Source organism: Actinomyces sp. B33, assembly GCF_028437565.1.
Taxonomy (GTDB): Bacteria; Actinomycetota; Actinomycetes; order Actinomycetales; family Actinomycetaceae; genus Pauljensenia.
This window is the reverse complement of record NZ_JAMRYR010000003.1, coordinates 50,592-64,121: the sequence shown is the minus strand read 5'-3', so window position 1 is coordinate 64,121 and position 13,530 is coordinate 50,592. Positions and strand designations below refer to the sequence as shown.

General features: G+C 70.6%; 13 protein-coding genes. 3 read left to right on the top strand and 10 right to left on the bottom strand.

Annotated elements, in window-relative coordinates; translation table 11 throughout:
* Nucleotides 1–38: 38 nt before the first annotated feature.
* Entirely contained in the window at nucleotides 39–656 is a 618-nt protein-coding gene (locus M3T53_RS04920) for a class I SAM-dependent methyltransferase (protein ID WP_272433364.1), read from the top strand.
* 135 nt (nucleotides 657–791) lie between these two features.
* Here M3T53_RS04920 and miaA read toward each other — a convergent pair whose 3' ends face one another.
* Nucleotides 792–1,865: a tRNA (adenosine(37)-N6)-dimethylallyltransferase MiaA gene (miaA, locus tag M3T53_RS04915; RefSeq protein WP_272433363.1), complete on the bottom strand. Its 1,074-nt coding sequence runs from the start codon at nucleotides 1,863–1,865 to the stop codon at nucleotides 792–794.
* Nucleotides 1,866–2,068: 203 nt separating this feature from the next.
* On the opposite strand from miaA, the gene M3T53_RS04910 reads away from it, so the two are divergent.
* Nucleotides 2,069–2,518, top strand: a complete 450-nt coding sequence (locus M3T53_RS04910; RefSeq protein WP_272433362.1) for a YbjN domain-containing protein — start codon at nucleotides 2,069–2,071, stop codon at nucleotides 2,516–2,518.
* Nucleotides 2,511–3,080, top strand: coding sequence for a YbjN domain-containing protein (locus M3T53_RS04905; RefSeq protein WP_272433361.1), 570 nt, complete (start codon nucleotides 2,511–2,513; stop codon nucleotides 3,078–3,080). Before M3T53_RS04910 ends, M3T53_RS04905 begins: the two co-directional genes overlap by 8 nt.
* A 193-nt stretch (nucleotides 3,081–3,273) precedes the next feature.
* Here the strand turns inward: M3T53_RS04905 and miaB are convergent, their stop codons facing one another.
* The 9 genes from miaB to M3T53_RS04860 all read right to left on the bottom strand — a co-directional run bounded on the left by miaB (nucleotide 3,274) and on the right by M3T53_RS04860 (nucleotide 13,490).
* Nucleotides 3,274–4,818, bottom strand: a complete 1,545-nt coding sequence (gene miaB, locus M3T53_RS04900; protein WP_272433360.1) for a tRNA (N6-isopentenyl adenosine(37)-C2)-methylthiotransferase MiaB — start codon at nucleotides 4,816–4,818, stop codon at nucleotides 3,274–3,276.
* Nucleotides 4,819–5,101: 283 nt separating this feature from the next.
* Entirely contained in the window at nucleotides 5,102–5,620 is a 519-nt protein-coding gene (locus tag M3T53_RS04895) for a CinA family protein (RefSeq protein ID WP_272433359.1), read from the bottom strand.
* On the bottom strand, nucleotides 5,607–6,248 hold the full coding sequence (locus M3T53_RS04890; RefSeq protein WP_272433358.1) for a regulatory protein RecX: 642 nt from the start codon (nucleotides 6,246–6,248) through the stop codon (nucleotides 5,607–5,609). Before M3T53_RS04890 ends, M3T53_RS04895 begins: the two co-directional genes overlap by 14 nt.
* A gap of 8 nt (nucleotides 6,249–6,256) precedes the next feature.
* A complete protein-coding gene (recA, locus tag M3T53_RS04885) occupies nucleotides 6,257–7,357 on the bottom strand; it encodes a recombinase RecA (RefSeq protein WP_272433357.1) in 1,101 nt (366 codons plus the stop codon).
* Nucleotides 7,358–7,795: 438 nt separating this feature from the next.
* On the bottom strand, nucleotides 7,796–9,040 hold the full coding sequence (locus M3T53_RS04880) for a hypothetical protein (protein WP_272433356.1): 1,245 nt from the start codon (nucleotides 9,038–9,040) through the stop codon (nucleotides 7,796–7,798).
* Nucleotides 9,041–9,255: 215 nt separating this feature from the next.
* Nucleotides 9,256–9,498: a DUF3046 domain-containing protein gene (locus M3T53_RS04875; RefSeq protein WP_272433355.1), complete on the bottom strand. Its 243-nt coding sequence runs from the start codon at nucleotides 9,496–9,498 to the stop codon at nucleotides 9,256–9,258.
* A gap of 3 nt (nucleotides 9,499–9,501) precedes the next feature.
* Nucleotides 9,502–9,816: a helix-turn-helix domain-containing protein gene (locus M3T53_RS04870; RefSeq protein ID WP_272433354.1), complete on the bottom strand. Its 315-nt coding sequence runs from the start codon at nucleotides 9,814–9,816 to the stop codon at nucleotides 9,502–9,504.
* A 160-nt stretch (nucleotides 9,817–9,976) separates the two neighbouring features.
* Nucleotides 9,977–10,636: a CDP-diacylglycerol--glycerol-3-phosphate 3-phosphatidyltransferase gene (gene pgsA / locus M3T53_RS04865; protein WP_272433353.1), complete on the bottom strand. Its 660-nt coding sequence runs from the start codon at nucleotides 10,634–10,636 to the stop codon at nucleotides 9,977–9,979.
* Between the two features lie 19 nt (nucleotides 10,637–10,655).
* Nucleotides 10,656–13,490: a DNA translocase FtsK gene (locus tag M3T53_RS04860; RefSeq protein WP_272433352.1), complete on the bottom strand. Its 2,835-nt coding sequence runs from the start codon at nucleotides 13,488–13,490 to the stop codon at nucleotides 10,656–10,658.
* Between the last annotated feature and the right edge of the window lie 40 nt (nucleotides 13,491–13,530).

Below are 13,530 nucleotides of genomic sequence, written 5' to 3'. Positions count from 1 at the left end.
GCGCAATCGGCGCTCCCGACGCCCGGTAGGCTCGTGGGGTGGACGAACAGTACTTCACCGATCACCGGCCCGCCGCCGACGAGGAGCTGCGCACGCTGCTCCTCGATTCGCGCGGCCACGACCTGCGGATGCTCGTGTCGCCGCGGGTGTTCTCGGCCTCCAGGCTCGACCTCGGGACGCGCCAGCTCCTCGACTTGGCCCCTTCCCTGCCCGATCGGGGCTCTCTGCTCGACCTGGGCTGCGGGTGGGGGCCCATCGCGGTGACGATGGCGCTGGAGTCGCCCGGGGCCGCGGTGCTCGCCGTCGATGTCAATTCCCGGGCGCTGGATCTCACGCGCCGCAACGCTCGGGCGAACGGCTGCGAGAACCTGACGGTCGCGCCGGCCGACGAGGCCCTGGCGGCGTCCCGCGAGCGCGGGGACCGCTTCGACGTCATCTGGTCGAACCCGCCGGTGAGGATCGGCAAGGAGGCGATGCACCGCCTCTTGGACGAGTGGCTCTCGCTCCTGTCCGAGGACGGCCGGGCCTACCTCGTCGTCCAGCGCAATCTCGGCGCAGACTCCCTCATCGCGTGGCTGTGCGGACGGGGGTACCGGGCGGTGAAGTTCGCGTCGAAGAAGGGGTACCGGATCATCGAGGTACGCCCCGGCGCCTGAGGCCGAGCGCGCAGGCGAGTCGGCGCGCGTGGACGCGATCAGCCGGGCGCCCGAGGCGAAGGCCCGAGCGCGCAGGCGAGTCGGCGCGGGTCGTCGGATCCGTCGCCGTCGAGGAGGGCGTAGGGGAGCTCGCGCTCACAGGCCGGGTTCGGCCGAGTCCTGGGCCCCATGGGTTCTCCGGTGGGCGTCGGCCGCCTCCCTGACGGCCGCGCGGGCCTCGGCGAGGATCCTCCCGGGATCGCGCCCGGAGGCGTCGATCCACACGACCCGGGGGTCGGGGCGCAGCCACTTGATCTGGCGCCGAGCGAGTTGCCGGGTGGCCAGGGCGACGGAGTCGATGGCCTCGTCGACGCTCATCCGCCCGTCGATGACGGCGAGGGCCTGGGCGTATCCGGTGGCCTTGGAGGCGGTCTTCGCCCGGCGCAGCCCCCGGTCGACGAGCCCGCGGGTCTCCTCGACGAGTCCCTTGTCGAACATCGCCCGGGTTCGGCGGGCGATCCTGTCGTCGAGGGCGTCGAGGTCGTGGCGCGGGGCGACCATGATCGCGGGGGCGGCGAAGCGCCGGTCGGGCATGTGCGCGGAATAGGGGCGCCCGGTGATCTCGATGACTTCGAGGGCGCGAATGATCCGCCGGGCGTTGCGCGGGTCGATGCGCTCGGCCGACGCGGGGTCGAGGAGGGCGAGGCGCTCGTGGAGCCCCCGGGGACCGAGGGGCCCGGCGGCTTGGTCTTCGAGCCGTGCCCGGACCCGCGGGTCGGTGCCGGGGAAGTCGATGACGTCGAGGAGGGCCCTCTGGTAGAGGCCCGATCCTCCGGCGACGACGGCGACGGCTCCGCGCGAGTGGATCGCGCGGATGTCGGAGCGGGCCCGATCCTGGTAGCGGGCGACGGAGGCCTCGTCGAGGACGTCGAGGACGTCGATCTGGTGGTGGGCGATGCCGCGCCGCTCATCGACCGGCGTTTTCGCGGTGCCGATGTCCATGCCCCGGTAGAGCTGGAGGGCGTCGGCTCCGACGATCTCGCCCGCGCCGGTCGCGCCGAGGTCCCCGGGGAGGGTCTCGGCGAGGTCGAGCGCGAGATCCGATTTGCCCGAGGCGGTGGGTCCGACGACGCCGACGATCAGCCGATCGGGAGTCCAGCCGACGGGCGGCGGGCAGGAGACGGCGTCGACGCGGGCGGCCGGTGTCGGCGGTGCGGGGTCGGTGGGCATGGGGACAGTGTACGGAGCCTCGCCCGGGCGTCTCTCCCCCACTCGGCGCAGATTCCCTCGCCCACCGATCCCTTCCGCTCGGCGATCCTCCTCTACTCGCCGTCCTTCCATGCCGTTCCTCTCCACTCCACCGGCCCCGTCCTCCCGCTCCTCGCCGTCGGCGCCGGGCGGGGGCGCCTCGTCGGAACCGGTAGTCTGGGCCCATGACGACCATCGACACCCCCGCCGTCACGCTCGCGCGCGTGTGCCAGGCCCTCACCCGGATCGGGATCGTGCCCTTCACCGGGGGCGAGAACCAGGTCGCGGCGATCCTGCCGGGACGCGTCCTGCGGATCATCGTCCCCGAGGGGCGCCCCGTTCAGGGGGTCGCCGACTACCCGCGGTCGTTCTCCCCCGCGCACGCCGAGGCCCTGGAGGAGGCTGCGGGCCGGCTCAACGCGACGCTCTACCTGCCCAAGGTGTGCGTCATCCGAGGGGATCAGGGGGGTCCCGCGACGGTGCGCCTCCAGCACACCTTCACGTGGGCCGCGGGCGCCAGCGACGCGCAGGTCGCGGCCGAGGTCCGCCAGTTCGTCACCGCGTCCATCGGGGCGATGGCCCGCCTCGACGAGCAGTTCACCGACCCGTGGTCGAAGGAGGCCGCCGATGCCTGAGTGGAAGACCTTCTCCCTGGACGGGGATTCCTCGAATCCGCTGCCGTTCGACCTGTCCTCCGCGACCCCTGCGACGGCTCCTACCGCCGGTCGGGAGGAGGCCGCCGGTCCGGCTCCCGACGAGCCGGCGGCGAAGTGGGGCACCGAGGTCCTCCCGGTGACCCTTGAGCGCATCGAGGCGGTGCTCGCCGGCGACGGGCTGAGTCATGGGCGCGGCGAGTTCGTCGTCGTCACGCAGATCGAGGGGCAACGCTTCCAGGTTCACCGGGAGCCCGCGGACTGCCCGTGGATGCAGCTCGAGGCCCGGATGGACCTCGACGCGGCGGCGACGACGCGGCTGGGGCCCGAGGAGCTCCGGCGGCTGGCGAACGGGTGGAACGCGGATCACCTCCAGCCGACGGTCTTCGCCCTGGAATCCGATGGGGAATCGGCGTTCGTCCTCGTCACGCGCTTCTTCGTCGGCGAGGGGCTGTCGGACCGGCAGATCCACACGATGGTCAGGCGCGGACTGGTGGTCTCCCATCAGGCGATGACGTCGTTGCGCGAGTGCGTCGGCGCGTGAGTTCGGCTCGGCGCCGATCGTGAGGCGACGCCGACTTCACCCCGTTGTGAAGTCGGCGACTCAGTCAGCCTATGACGCCTCCCCCGGTGGAGTCTCTCCGGTGAGGGTATTCGCTCGGTTCGAACCGGTGTCTTTTTCCGACACGCCCTCTCGACCGGACCCATGGTCCTAGTGGTGGCCCTCGTCGTGCGGGTCAGGCGCCGACGCGCAGCCTCGGCAGCCCCAGGGAGACCGCCGTCGTCTCGGTTCGCGCAGCCTGGCGCTCCTGCCAGGCATCGCCGGCGCGGGTCGGCCGAACCTCGAAGAGCCCGCCGGACAGGGCGGAGTCAGCGATGAGATGGTGGGGAGCGCCGTGGGTGACGCGGGCTCGGATCATGTCTCCGGGGCGGGGCCGGCGCTCCGCGTCGTAGCCGGCGGGCAGGGCGACGTGGACGAGGCGGTTGTCGCGGGCCCGCCCGGAGATGCGGCGGGTCGCCCCGTCTTTGCGCCCATCGCCCTCGGACACGAGGATCTCGACCTCGCGGCCGACGAGGGCGGCGTTGTCCTCGGCGCAGATCCTCTCCTGGAGGGAGACGAGCCGCTGGTAGCGCTCGAGGGCCACGTCGTCGGGCACCTGGTCGTCGCGGTCGGCGGCAGGTGTCCCGGGCCGGGGGGAGTAGAGGAAGGTGAAGGCCGAGGAGAAACGGGCCTCCTCGACAACCTCGAGGGTCTGGGCGAAATCCTCCTCGGTCTCCCCGGGGAAGCCGACGATGATGTCGGTGGTGATGGCCGCATCGGGGATGGAGGCGCGCACCCGGTCGAGGATCCCCATGAAGCGCTCGCGCCGGTAGGAGCGGCGCATGTGGCGCAGCACGGCGTCAGACCCGGATTGGAGCGGCATGTGCAGGCTCGGCATGACGGTGGGCGTCTGGGCCATGGCGTCGATGACGTCGTCGGTGAACGCCGCCGGATGCGGCGAGGTGAAGCGGACGCGTTCGAGGCCCTCGATCCGTCCGACGGAGCGCAGGAGGGCGGCGAAGGCTCCGCGCTCGCCGAATCCGACCCCGTAGGAGTTGACGTTCTGCCCGAGCAGGGTGACCTCGATGGCGCCCTGATCGACGACGGCCTGGACTTCGGAGAGGATCTCGCCGGGGCGCCGGTCGCGCTCCTTGCCGCGCAGGTGGGGGACGATGCAGAAGGTGCACGTGTTGTTGCAGCCCACGGAGATCGACACCCATGCGGCGTAGGCGCTCTCGCGCCGGGTGGGCAGGGTCGAGGGGAAGACCTTGAGGGATTCCTCGATCTCGACGGAGGCCTCGCGGTTGTGCTCGGCGCGGCGCAGGAGGACGGGCAGGACGTCGATGTTGTGGGTGCCGAAGACGGCGTCGACCCACGGGGCCTTGTCGATAATGCCGTCGCGCATCTGCTGGGCGAGGCATCCGCCGACGGCGATCTGCATACCGGGCCGTTCGCGCTTGACGGCGGCGAGCTGCCCGAGGTTTCCGAACAGGCGCGTCGCGGCGTTCTCGCGCACGGAGCACGTGTTGATGACGACGACGTCGGCCCCCATGTCGCCGGCGTCGGTCGCGCGGGCGGCGGCCTGCGGCACGCGGTCGACGGGGACGAGTCCGGCTTCTTCGAGCAGTCCGGCCATGCGCTCGGAGTCGTGCTCGTTCATCTGGCATCCGAGGGTGCGTACGGCGTAGGTGCGCGGCAGGGAGGGCGCGCCGGTCTGCTGGCTGGGGGTCGCGGTAGTCATCGAGGGGAAGTCTAGTCGTCTTGGCCGGTCGGGCTCGACCGGCCCTTGTCCCGAGCGGCCCGGGGCACGGTCCGCAGGTTTTCTTCCCCTGCGCGCGAAGGAGCCCCCGTCCACTCGCGAGACACCGGCGGACCGGCGTCCTCTTCTCCTGCGCGTGGAGGAGGCCAGTTCGGCGTGAGCGGGCTTGTATGGGCGCGAGGTCTTCTTCCCCTGCGCGCGGAGGAGGATACTCTCCCCCGTCCTCCTTGTCGTCCTCTCCCCGGGTCTTCTTCGCGTGGAGGAGTCAGCGGGTCGGGGCGGCGGATGCGAGGGCACGGGCGACGAGGCGGAGGGCCGCGTCGACGGTCGCGGCACGGACCTGCGCCCTCCCCCCGGATAGGAGGAGTCGGTCGTGGAGGATGCCCGCGGGGTGCGCGCAGGCGATGTAGACGGTGCCCGCGGGGTGGGGGCCGTCCGGGCCCGGTCCCGCCACGCCGGTGGTCGACACCCCGATATCGGCTCCGAAGAGTCGGACCGCCCCCCGGGCCATCTCGATGGCGATCTCCCGGTCGACGGGGCCGGTGACGGCCAGGCGCTCGGGATCGACGCCGAGGATGTCGGCTTTGGCGCCGACGGCGTAGGCGCATACTCCCCCGCGGACGACCGCCGAGGCGCCGGGCACGTCGACGAGCCGGGCGCACAGGGCGCCGCCCGTGAGTGATTCGGCGGTCGCGATCGTCAGTCCGCGGGCCGTGAGGCCCTCCACCAGGGCGTTGACGTCCACGGGGCTCAGTGCGCCGGTCGCTCGCTCAGGAAGGCTCATCATCCGCCTCCCAATCGCGCCATTGCCCGCCGCCCGTCTCCTGGCCGCGAGAGTCGAGGGCGTCGTGGATCGTGGCCGAGGCGACCGCCGGGGAGTACCCCTTGCGGGCGAGCATGCCCGAGAGCCTGCGGAACGCCGTCTCCCGGTCGACCCCTCCCATCGACCGCAGCCTCCGTTCGGCGAGGTCGGCGGCTCGATGGCGTTCGGCGTCCTCGTCGATCTGGGCGAGGGCCTCGTCGATGATCCCCGGGGGGATCCCCTTGCGGCGGAGTTCCTCCGTCAGCGCTCGACCGGTCCTGCCCGTGGTGGCGAATCGGTCGCGGACGATCATCGCCGCGTAGGCGCGGTCGTCGACGAGTCCGACGGCCTCGAGTCGGGAGGCGACCTCCTCGGCCGTTTCCGGCGCGAATCCCTTGGAGGTCATCGCGTCGAGGAGTTCGCGACGCGACTGGGATCGGGCGTCCAGGCGCCGCAGGGCGACCTCACGGGCGGCCTCCACGGCCTCGGTCCCCGTGAGGGACGCGTTCTTCTCCCTCAGGCGCGCGAGGCGCTCGGCGGGCGAGGACGCGGGTCGGCGCTCGCGCGGCCCGAGGTCGGGGTGCTCGTCGGGGTCGGTGTAACGAACCATGGCGGATGTCAGAAGCCGGCGTCCTCGGAGGGGTCGACAGGCTCACCGGCGTCGGGGTCCGGACTGGCCGCCTCGGGAGCTGTTCCCGTGGCGACCCCCAGGGCGACGAGGATCTTGTTCTCGATCTCGTCGGCGAGCTCGGGGTTGTCGACGAGGAATTGGCGGACGTTCTCCTTGCCCTGGCCGAGCTGGTCGTCCCCGTAGGTGAACCAGGAGCCGGACTTGCGGATGATCCCGGCGTCGACCCCCATGTCGATGATCGAGCCCTCGCGGGAGATCCCCTTGCCGTAGACGATGTCGAATTCGGCCTGCTTGAACGGCGGAGCCATCTTGTTCTTGACGACTTTGGCACGGGTCCGGTTGCCGACGGGTGCGCCGGCCTCTTTGAGGGTCTCGATGCGGCGCACGTCGATGCGCACTGAGGCGTAGAACTTCAGGGCCTTCCCACCGGTGGTGGTCTCGGGAGAGCCGAAGAAGACGCCGATCTTCTCGCGGAGCTGGTTGATGAAGATCGCGGTGGTGCCGGTGGCCGACAGGGCGCCGGTGATCTTGCGCAGGGCTTGGCTCATTAGGCGGGCCTGGAGGCCGACGTGGGAGTCGCCCATCTCTCCTTCGATCTCGGCCTTGGGGACCAGGGCGGCGACGGAGTCGATGACGATGATGTCGATGCCGCCCGAGCGGATCAGCATGTCGGCGATCTCCAGGGCCTGCTCGCCGGTGTCGGGCTGGGAGACGAGGAGGGAGTCGATGTCGACGCCGAGGGCCTGGGCGTAGACGGGGTCGAGGGCGTGCTCGGCGTCGATGAACGCGGCGTTGCCGCCGGCCTTCTGGGCGCTGGCGACGGCGTGGAGGGCGACGGTCGTCTTGCCGGAGGACTCCGGACCGTAGATCTCGACGACCCGGCCACGCGGCAGGCCGCCGATGCCCAGGGCGACGTCGAGGGCCAGGGAGCCGGTGGGGATCACTTGGACGGCCGGGCGCGAGTCGTCCCCCAGGCGCATGACGGAGCCCTTGCCGAATTGCTTGTCGATTTGCGACAGGGCGAGTTCGAGCGCCGTGTTGCGGTCGTTCCCGGTACCGGATGATGCGTTCTTGCGGGTGGCCGCCATAGCGGGTCCTCCTAGTCCTGGGCCTCTCCGGCCGTCGAATGGTCTGATCCGTGGGAGCCGTCCCCTCTCCGGGGCGACACGATGACGCTATGCCGGACCATGGGCATCTGCATCCCCCGCCGGCGGCTCCTGTGGATCCGCGAGGGGGTTCGTCACCGGTGGACAGAGTACATGGAACAGGTGTTCGATGCGAGCGGCGCGCCGAGGCGAGCGGTGGAGCCAGGCATCCTCGACGAGCATTGCGTAGGCGTTGGCCCTAGGGGCGCAGAGGCGCAAGCTCTCCCAGAGAGAGCCGTTGGACCGATGCTCCTCGACAGATGGAGGGGCGGTGTCGACGAAAAAGATGCAGTGCCAACAAAGGGGGGCGGGAGTCTCATTCGAGACTCCCGCCCCCCCGGATCCGATGAGGGATCTACGCACTAGGCGCTGCGCTCATCCTCAGATTCCGCGGCGGCGAGCGCCGTAGGCGGTGACGGCGCCCAGTCCGAGGAGGAGGGCCGCGGCCCCGGCGAGGGCCGTGGTGTGGGCACCGGTGGCCGCCAGGCTCTTGCCCTTCTCGGCCTTCGCGGGCTTCTTCGCGTCAGCGACGTCGGCCGGATCGGCCGGAACGGCATCCGGGGTGGTCGTGTCGGGAGAGAGGTTCTCGTCGACCCACTCGGCCGTGTACTCGGTGTTGACCTCGACGACGCCGGGGGCGATGTCCTCGACCCACTCCGACTCGTGCTCCGTGTTCACCTCAACAACGCCCGGGGCAATGCCCTCAGCCCACTCCGACTCATGCTCCGTGTTCACCTCAACAACGCCAGGGGCGATCTCCTCAGCCCACTCGGAATCGCCGACGGGGCGGACCTCGTCCTTGCCGAGCTTGATGAACCGGTCCTTCACTTTGCCGGGCTGAACGCTCGCCGGATCGACGTACGTGTCCGTCGAGTATTCGCCGGCGCGGTCGAAGTAGTAGATGTCAACGGTCGCGTCCTTGCCGTAGTACTGCGCAGCAAGCTCAGCGGGGATGTAGTCCTCGATGTTGAAGGTGCCGCCGTTGGCGAGGATCTCTCGAGACAGGTCCTTCGGGACCGCCTTGACCTCGTCGCCGATGGAGACGATGAAGCGGTAGCCGTCGATCAGCGCGGGATCGAATCCCGTGATCTCGACTCGATTCTTGCCATCGATGCGGCTGATCTCAACGTCCGGGGTGGCGGGGAGCTCGGTCTTGCAGGCCTTAGCGGGATCGACCGGGGTGAAGGACGCCTCCGCGAGCTTGATGAACTTATCCTTGCCGATCGTGGCGTCGTGCCGCTCCGGGGCCTCGTTGGCCTTATCGAAGTAGTAGGCCGCGAAGGTCACGTTCTTCCCGTAGTAGTCGGCCGGCGTCTTGCCGCCGCCGAGAGTCGGCAGAGTATCGAACACTCGCGTGCCGTTGACGAACAGCATCGGGCTAAAAGCTTTGCCGATGACTCGTTCGAGGGCGCCGTCGACGAACACGGCCAGGCGCATATCGGCGGCCTTCGACTCGTCGACTCCCGACAGGGAGATCGTGTTCGTCGGCGCGTGGCACGTCGCAGCTGTGACGGAGACCGTGGGGGCTCCGGGGACCGCTGCCACAGCCGCCGCGGCGGGCACGACGCCCACTGCCGTGACCAGGAGAGCGGCCGCCGCCAAGCGGCCGAGGGGTGCGATATTCATGAGTAGCATCCATTCTGCGTGATGGGAGTTTCGCAAGGACGGGTTAAGGCTAACATTCCCTCGGCAGAAAAAGACTCGTGCTCTGGGACACCCTGCGCACGCGGAACCGCCCCTCATCGCATTCCCGCGCGCCCCTCTCACATGCGCACGCGCGCTGGACATTCGTCCACGCACCAGCCGGGATCCACCTGCCCCATCCGATCCGAACGGGGCCCTTATCGACTGCCCAGCGACCCGGGGCGCTCGCGCGGGTCGATCCGATGGACCCACCGCGCCTCCTGCCCCGCTCCGGTCTCGTCGACGAGGGCCCCCCATACGACATCCGGGGCCTCCCCCGCCGCCAGCGCCTCAGCGGCAGTCGACCTCAGACCCGGCAGATAGAGGTCGCGGACGTACGAGCGCCCGAGGACGGGGCCGAACACCGCGTCGACCGCCTCCCAGAACTCTGAGAGCTTCACCCGTCAGCTGATGAGGGTGACGGGGACGAGGTCATCGGGGACCACGTCGGGGACGATCGCCGCATCGAGGACGGCCATGCGGTCGGAGACCTCGCGCAGAACGAACCACAGGGGGACGCCCAGGGCCGAGCAGATCGATTCGAGGAGCTCCGAGGATGCCTCCTTCTGGCCGCGCTCAACCTCGGAGAGGTATCCGAGGGAGACCTGGGCCAGCGACGACACCTCGCGCAGGGTCCGGCCCTGGCGCTGACGCAGTCCGCGCAGGACGTCGCCGAGCTCGGTGCGCAGGAGCGGCTGGGGGGTCGGGGAGGTCGTCATGGGCTCACGGTATCGCGAAGCGGACCCGCGGCGCATCGGCGGACCGGGGGCCGGACGTGTGAGAAGCCGCCCAGTGGGCGAGTGGGAATTCGTCATATCGTTAGAACGCCGCGCGTTGGGGAAGTATTCCCCTCGTTCGGAAAAAACCATTAAAGTTGAGTCAAGCAGACTCAAGATCGGTCTTTTCCCTCCCCTCGTCCCGCTGCGACACACGCGAGGACCGCACCCCCTCGTAGACGTACACCGCCCCCGACCACAGCGTCACCGCCAGCGCGACGCCCGCCAACGCCAACCCCGCGTACGTCATCACCGTCGCCCACCCGCGGTTCGCCTCGTTCATGACGACGAAATGGCCCCACGGGATCAGCAGCGTCCCCAGCGCCAGCATCTGCACGAGCGTCTTCGCCTTGCCCCCGGAATTCGCCGCCACCACGACCCCCCGCCGAGCCAGGACCGAGCGCCACACCGTGATCCCCAACTCGCGAACGGCCACGAGCCCGGTCAGCCACCACGGCAGCGTCTCCTCGACCGACAGAAGAACAAAGGCGCTCAGCGTCAACGCCTTATCCGCGACCGGATCGGCCAGCTTCCCGAAATCCGTGACGAGGCCCTGAGACCGGGCGATATGCCCGTCGAGCTTGTCCGTCAGCGCGGCGACGGCGAAAATCCCCAGCGCCGCCCACTGCATCCCCCACGTCGGCTGGAGCTTGACGAGGACGAACACCGGGACGAGCACCAGTCGCAGCAGCGTCAACGCATTGGGCACATTGACCTGCGAGGCACTCCGATGCCGGTCGGATCGCGTCTCGGTGGGCTCCATCGGTGGGTCCTCTCGTGTCTCAGCGCCCGGTCAACTGCCAGGCGTCCTCGTCGTCCTCCGGCTCCTCATCCACCCACTGAGGGGATTTCGCGCCGAAGTCATGTCCAGCGTACGGGTCTGCGGCGATCCCGTCCGCCGAGGAGACGGGCGCGCCCGAAAGCGCCCCCTCCCCCGCCACGTCGGAGATCCCCGAACCGGCCGTCTCTCCCTCGGCCCCTCCCACGTGCGCTCCCAGATCGTCGCCGGCCCCGCCCATGGACGGAGCCGGCGCCGGGTCGGCCGCCCCCGCCCCGAGCGCAGGCCCCTCCCCGCGCAGCATCGCCAGGACCTCCGGCAGCTGCTCGGGGGCGACGAGCACCTGCCGGGCCTTCGACCCCTCCGACGGCCCGACGATCTCGCGCGACTCGAGCAGGTCCATCAGGCGCCCCGCCCGGGCGAACCCGACGCGGAGCTTGCGCTGGAGCATCGACGTCGACCCCAACTGGGTCGACACGACCAGCTCGGCCGCCTGGAGGAGGTCGTCGAGGTCGTCGCCGATATCCTCGGCGACCTTCGCGGACTTCTGCTCGGGGACCACGTCGTCGCGGTACCGCGCCTCCATCTGGGACTTGACGTGGGAGACGACCTGGTGGATCTCCGACTCGGAGATCCACGCGCCCTGGACGCGCATCGGCTTCGAGGCCCCCGCCGGCAGGTACAGCGCATCGCCCTGGCCGATGAGCTTCTCCGCCCCCGGCTGGTCGAGGATCGTCCGCGAATCGGTCAGGGACGAGGTCGCGAACGCCAGCCGCGACGGGATGTTCGCCTTGATGAGGCCCGTGACGACGTCCACCGACGGCCGCTGGGTGGCCAGCACCAAGTGGATCCCCGCGGCGCGCGCCAACTGCGTGATCCTCTGGATCGACGCCTCGACGTCGCGGGGGGCGACCATCATCATGTCGGCGAGCTCGTCGACGACGACGAGGAGGTACGGGTACGGGTGGAGGGTCCGCTGCAGGCCCGGCTTGGCCTGGACCTGCCCGGCGCTCACCGCCTTGTTGAAGTCGTCGATGTGCTTGAACCCGTAGTCCGACAGGTCGTTGTAGCGCGCATCCATCTCCCTGACGACCCATTCGAGGGCCTCCGCGGCCTTCTTCGGGTCCGTGATGATCGGCGAGATCAGATGCGGGATGCCCTCGTAGATCGTCAATTCGACCCGCTTGGGGTCGACGAGGATCATCCGGACCTGCTGGGGGGTCGCGCGCATCATGATCGACGTGATCATCGAGTTGATGAAGCTCGACTTACCCGATCCGGTCTGGCCGGCGACGAGCAGGTGCGGGGTCTTCGCCAGGTTCGTCACGACGTAGCCGCCCTCGACGTCCTTGCCGACGCCGACGACGAGCGGATGCTGGTTGCGGCGCGCCGCCCCCGAGCGCAGGACGTCGCCGAGGGCGACGTTCTCACGGTCCGTGTTGGGGATCTCGATGCCGATGGCGGACTTGCCGGGGATCGGCGCGAGGATGCGCACGTCGGCGGAGGCCACGGCGTAGGCGATGTTCTTCGACAGGTTCGTCAGCTTGTCGACCTTGACGCCAGCGCCGAGCACCACCTCATAACGGGTGACCGTCGGCCCGCGCGAGAACCCCGTGACCCTCGCGTCGATGGAGAAGTCCGCGAAGACCTGCGCGAGGGCCCGGACGACCTGGTCGTTGACGGCCGAACGGGTCTTGTGCGGGGGGCCGGCGACGAGGAGGTCCTCGGAGGGCAGGTCGTAGGCGATCGCCTCGTCGAGGTCGGGCTGGAAGGCTCCCTCGGGGGCCCGGGTGATCGGCGGGGCCGCGATCTCCTCGTCGTCAGCGTCGGCGTCGGGGTCGTCGGCGGGCCTCGTGAGGACCTCGATCTCGTCCGTCGGGCCCGCGCCAGCCGACCCCGCGACGTCGAGCGCCTCCGTCGGCAGATCGGCGGCCGAGACGGGGGCGACCCCGTGGATCCCGGCGGGGGTCGGCGGCAGGGCCTCGTCGCCGTCGAGGATCGTCGTCGCGTCGGCCGGGCTCGTCTCGTGAGCGCGGCGGAAGGACTCGTCGCCGTCGTACTGGGCGAGGAACGGGTCGTCCCCGGCGGCGAGATCGTCGCGGGCGCGGCGCCGGGCCGCGCGGGCCGCTTCGGCGGCCCCGTCCTCGTCCCCGTCCTCGGCGGAGATCCCCCGCAGGCGGTCGACGGCGGCGCGCAGTCGGGCGGGCACCTCGGCGATGCCGGTGCGCGTCCCCAGGAGCAGCGAATACGCCAGGAGGAGGACGAGGACGGCGCCCGCCCCCCACGCGGACAGGAGGTTCGTCAGAGGCCGGGCGACGAACCAGCCGACGAGGCCGCCGGCCGACTCCACGTCCTCGATCCTCGTCAGCGCCGGATTTCCCTGGGAGACGTGGACGAGGCCCGTGACCGCCATGACCGCGCCGGCCCCCCCGGCGATGTGGTGGGGCAGCGCGTAGGCGCCGGTGCGCGCCCGGATCAGTTCGAGGGCCAGCCCGATGAGGGCGAGCGGGACGACCACGGAGAAGATCCCGACCGACCCGGCCGAGGCGTGATGGAGGAAGTCGCCGGCCTGGCCCGAGACCTGGAACCACTCGCGCAGGGCGACGAGGACGGCGCCGGCCAGGAGGATGAAAGCGAGGGCGTCGCGCTTGACCTGCGGGTCGGTCGCCCGCCAGGCGCGCACGACCGCGACGGTGCCCCGGCCGATCGCGGAGAAGACGCGGGCGAGGAGCCCGGGGCCCTCGATGGGGCCGTCGACGGGCGCGGCGGATCGGCGCGGTGACGCTCCCCCGCGCGCGGAGGAACGGGGCTTCTTCGAGGAGGACGACTGTGAGGCCATGATGCTTCTGACGCTACCGGCCCCGCTCGGCGCCTCCCCT

What these genes read in the sequence shown, in the direction of transcription:
- miaA (WP_272433363.1), bottom strand. Translation starts at nt 1,865, where the DNA reads ATGCCCACCGACCCCGCACCGCCGACACCGGCCGCCCGCGTCGACGCC.
- M3T53_RS04910 (WP_272433362.1), top strand. Translation starts at nt 2,069, where the DNA reads ATGACGACCATCGACACCCCCGCCGTCACGCTCGCGCGCGTGTGCCAG.
- M3T53_RS04905 (WP_272433361.1), top strand. Translation starts at nt 2,511, where the DNA reads ATGCCTGAGTGGAAGACCTTCTCCCTGGACGGGGATTCCTCGAATCCG.
- miaB (WP_272433360.1), bottom strand. Translation starts at nt 4,818, where the DNA reads ATGACTACCGCGACCCCCAGCCAGCAGACCGGCGCGCCCTCCCTGCCG.
- M3T53_RS04895 (WP_272433359.1), bottom strand. Translation starts at nt 5,620, where the DNA reads ATGAGCCTTCCTGAGCGAGCGACCGGCGCACTGAGCCCCGTGGACGTC.
- M3T53_RS04890 (WP_272433358.1), bottom strand. Translation starts at nt 6,248, where the DNA reads ATGGTTCGTTACACCGACCCCGACGAGCACCCCGACCTCGGGCCGCGC.
- recA (WP_272433357.1), bottom strand. Translation starts at nt 7,357, where the DNA reads ATGGCGGCCACCCGCAAGAACGCATCATCCGGTACCGGGAACGACCGC.
- M3T53_RS04880 (WP_272433356.1), bottom strand. Translation starts at nt 9,040, where the DNA reads ATGAATATCGCACCCCTCGGCCGCTTGGCGGCGGCCGCTCTCCTGGTC.
- M3T53_RS04870 (WP_272433354.1), bottom strand. Translation starts at nt 9,816, where the DNA reads ATGACGACCTCCCCGACCCCCCAGCCGCTCCTGCGCACCGAGCTCGGC.
- pgsA (WP_272433353.1), bottom strand. Translation starts at nt 10,636, where the DNA reads ATGGAGCCCACCGAGACGCGATCCGACCGGCATCGGAGTGCCTCGCAG.
- M3T53_RS04860 (WP_272433352.1), bottom strand. Translation starts at nt 13,490, where the DNA reads ATGGCCTCACAGTCGTCCTCCTCGAAGAAGCCCCGTTCCTCCGCGCGC.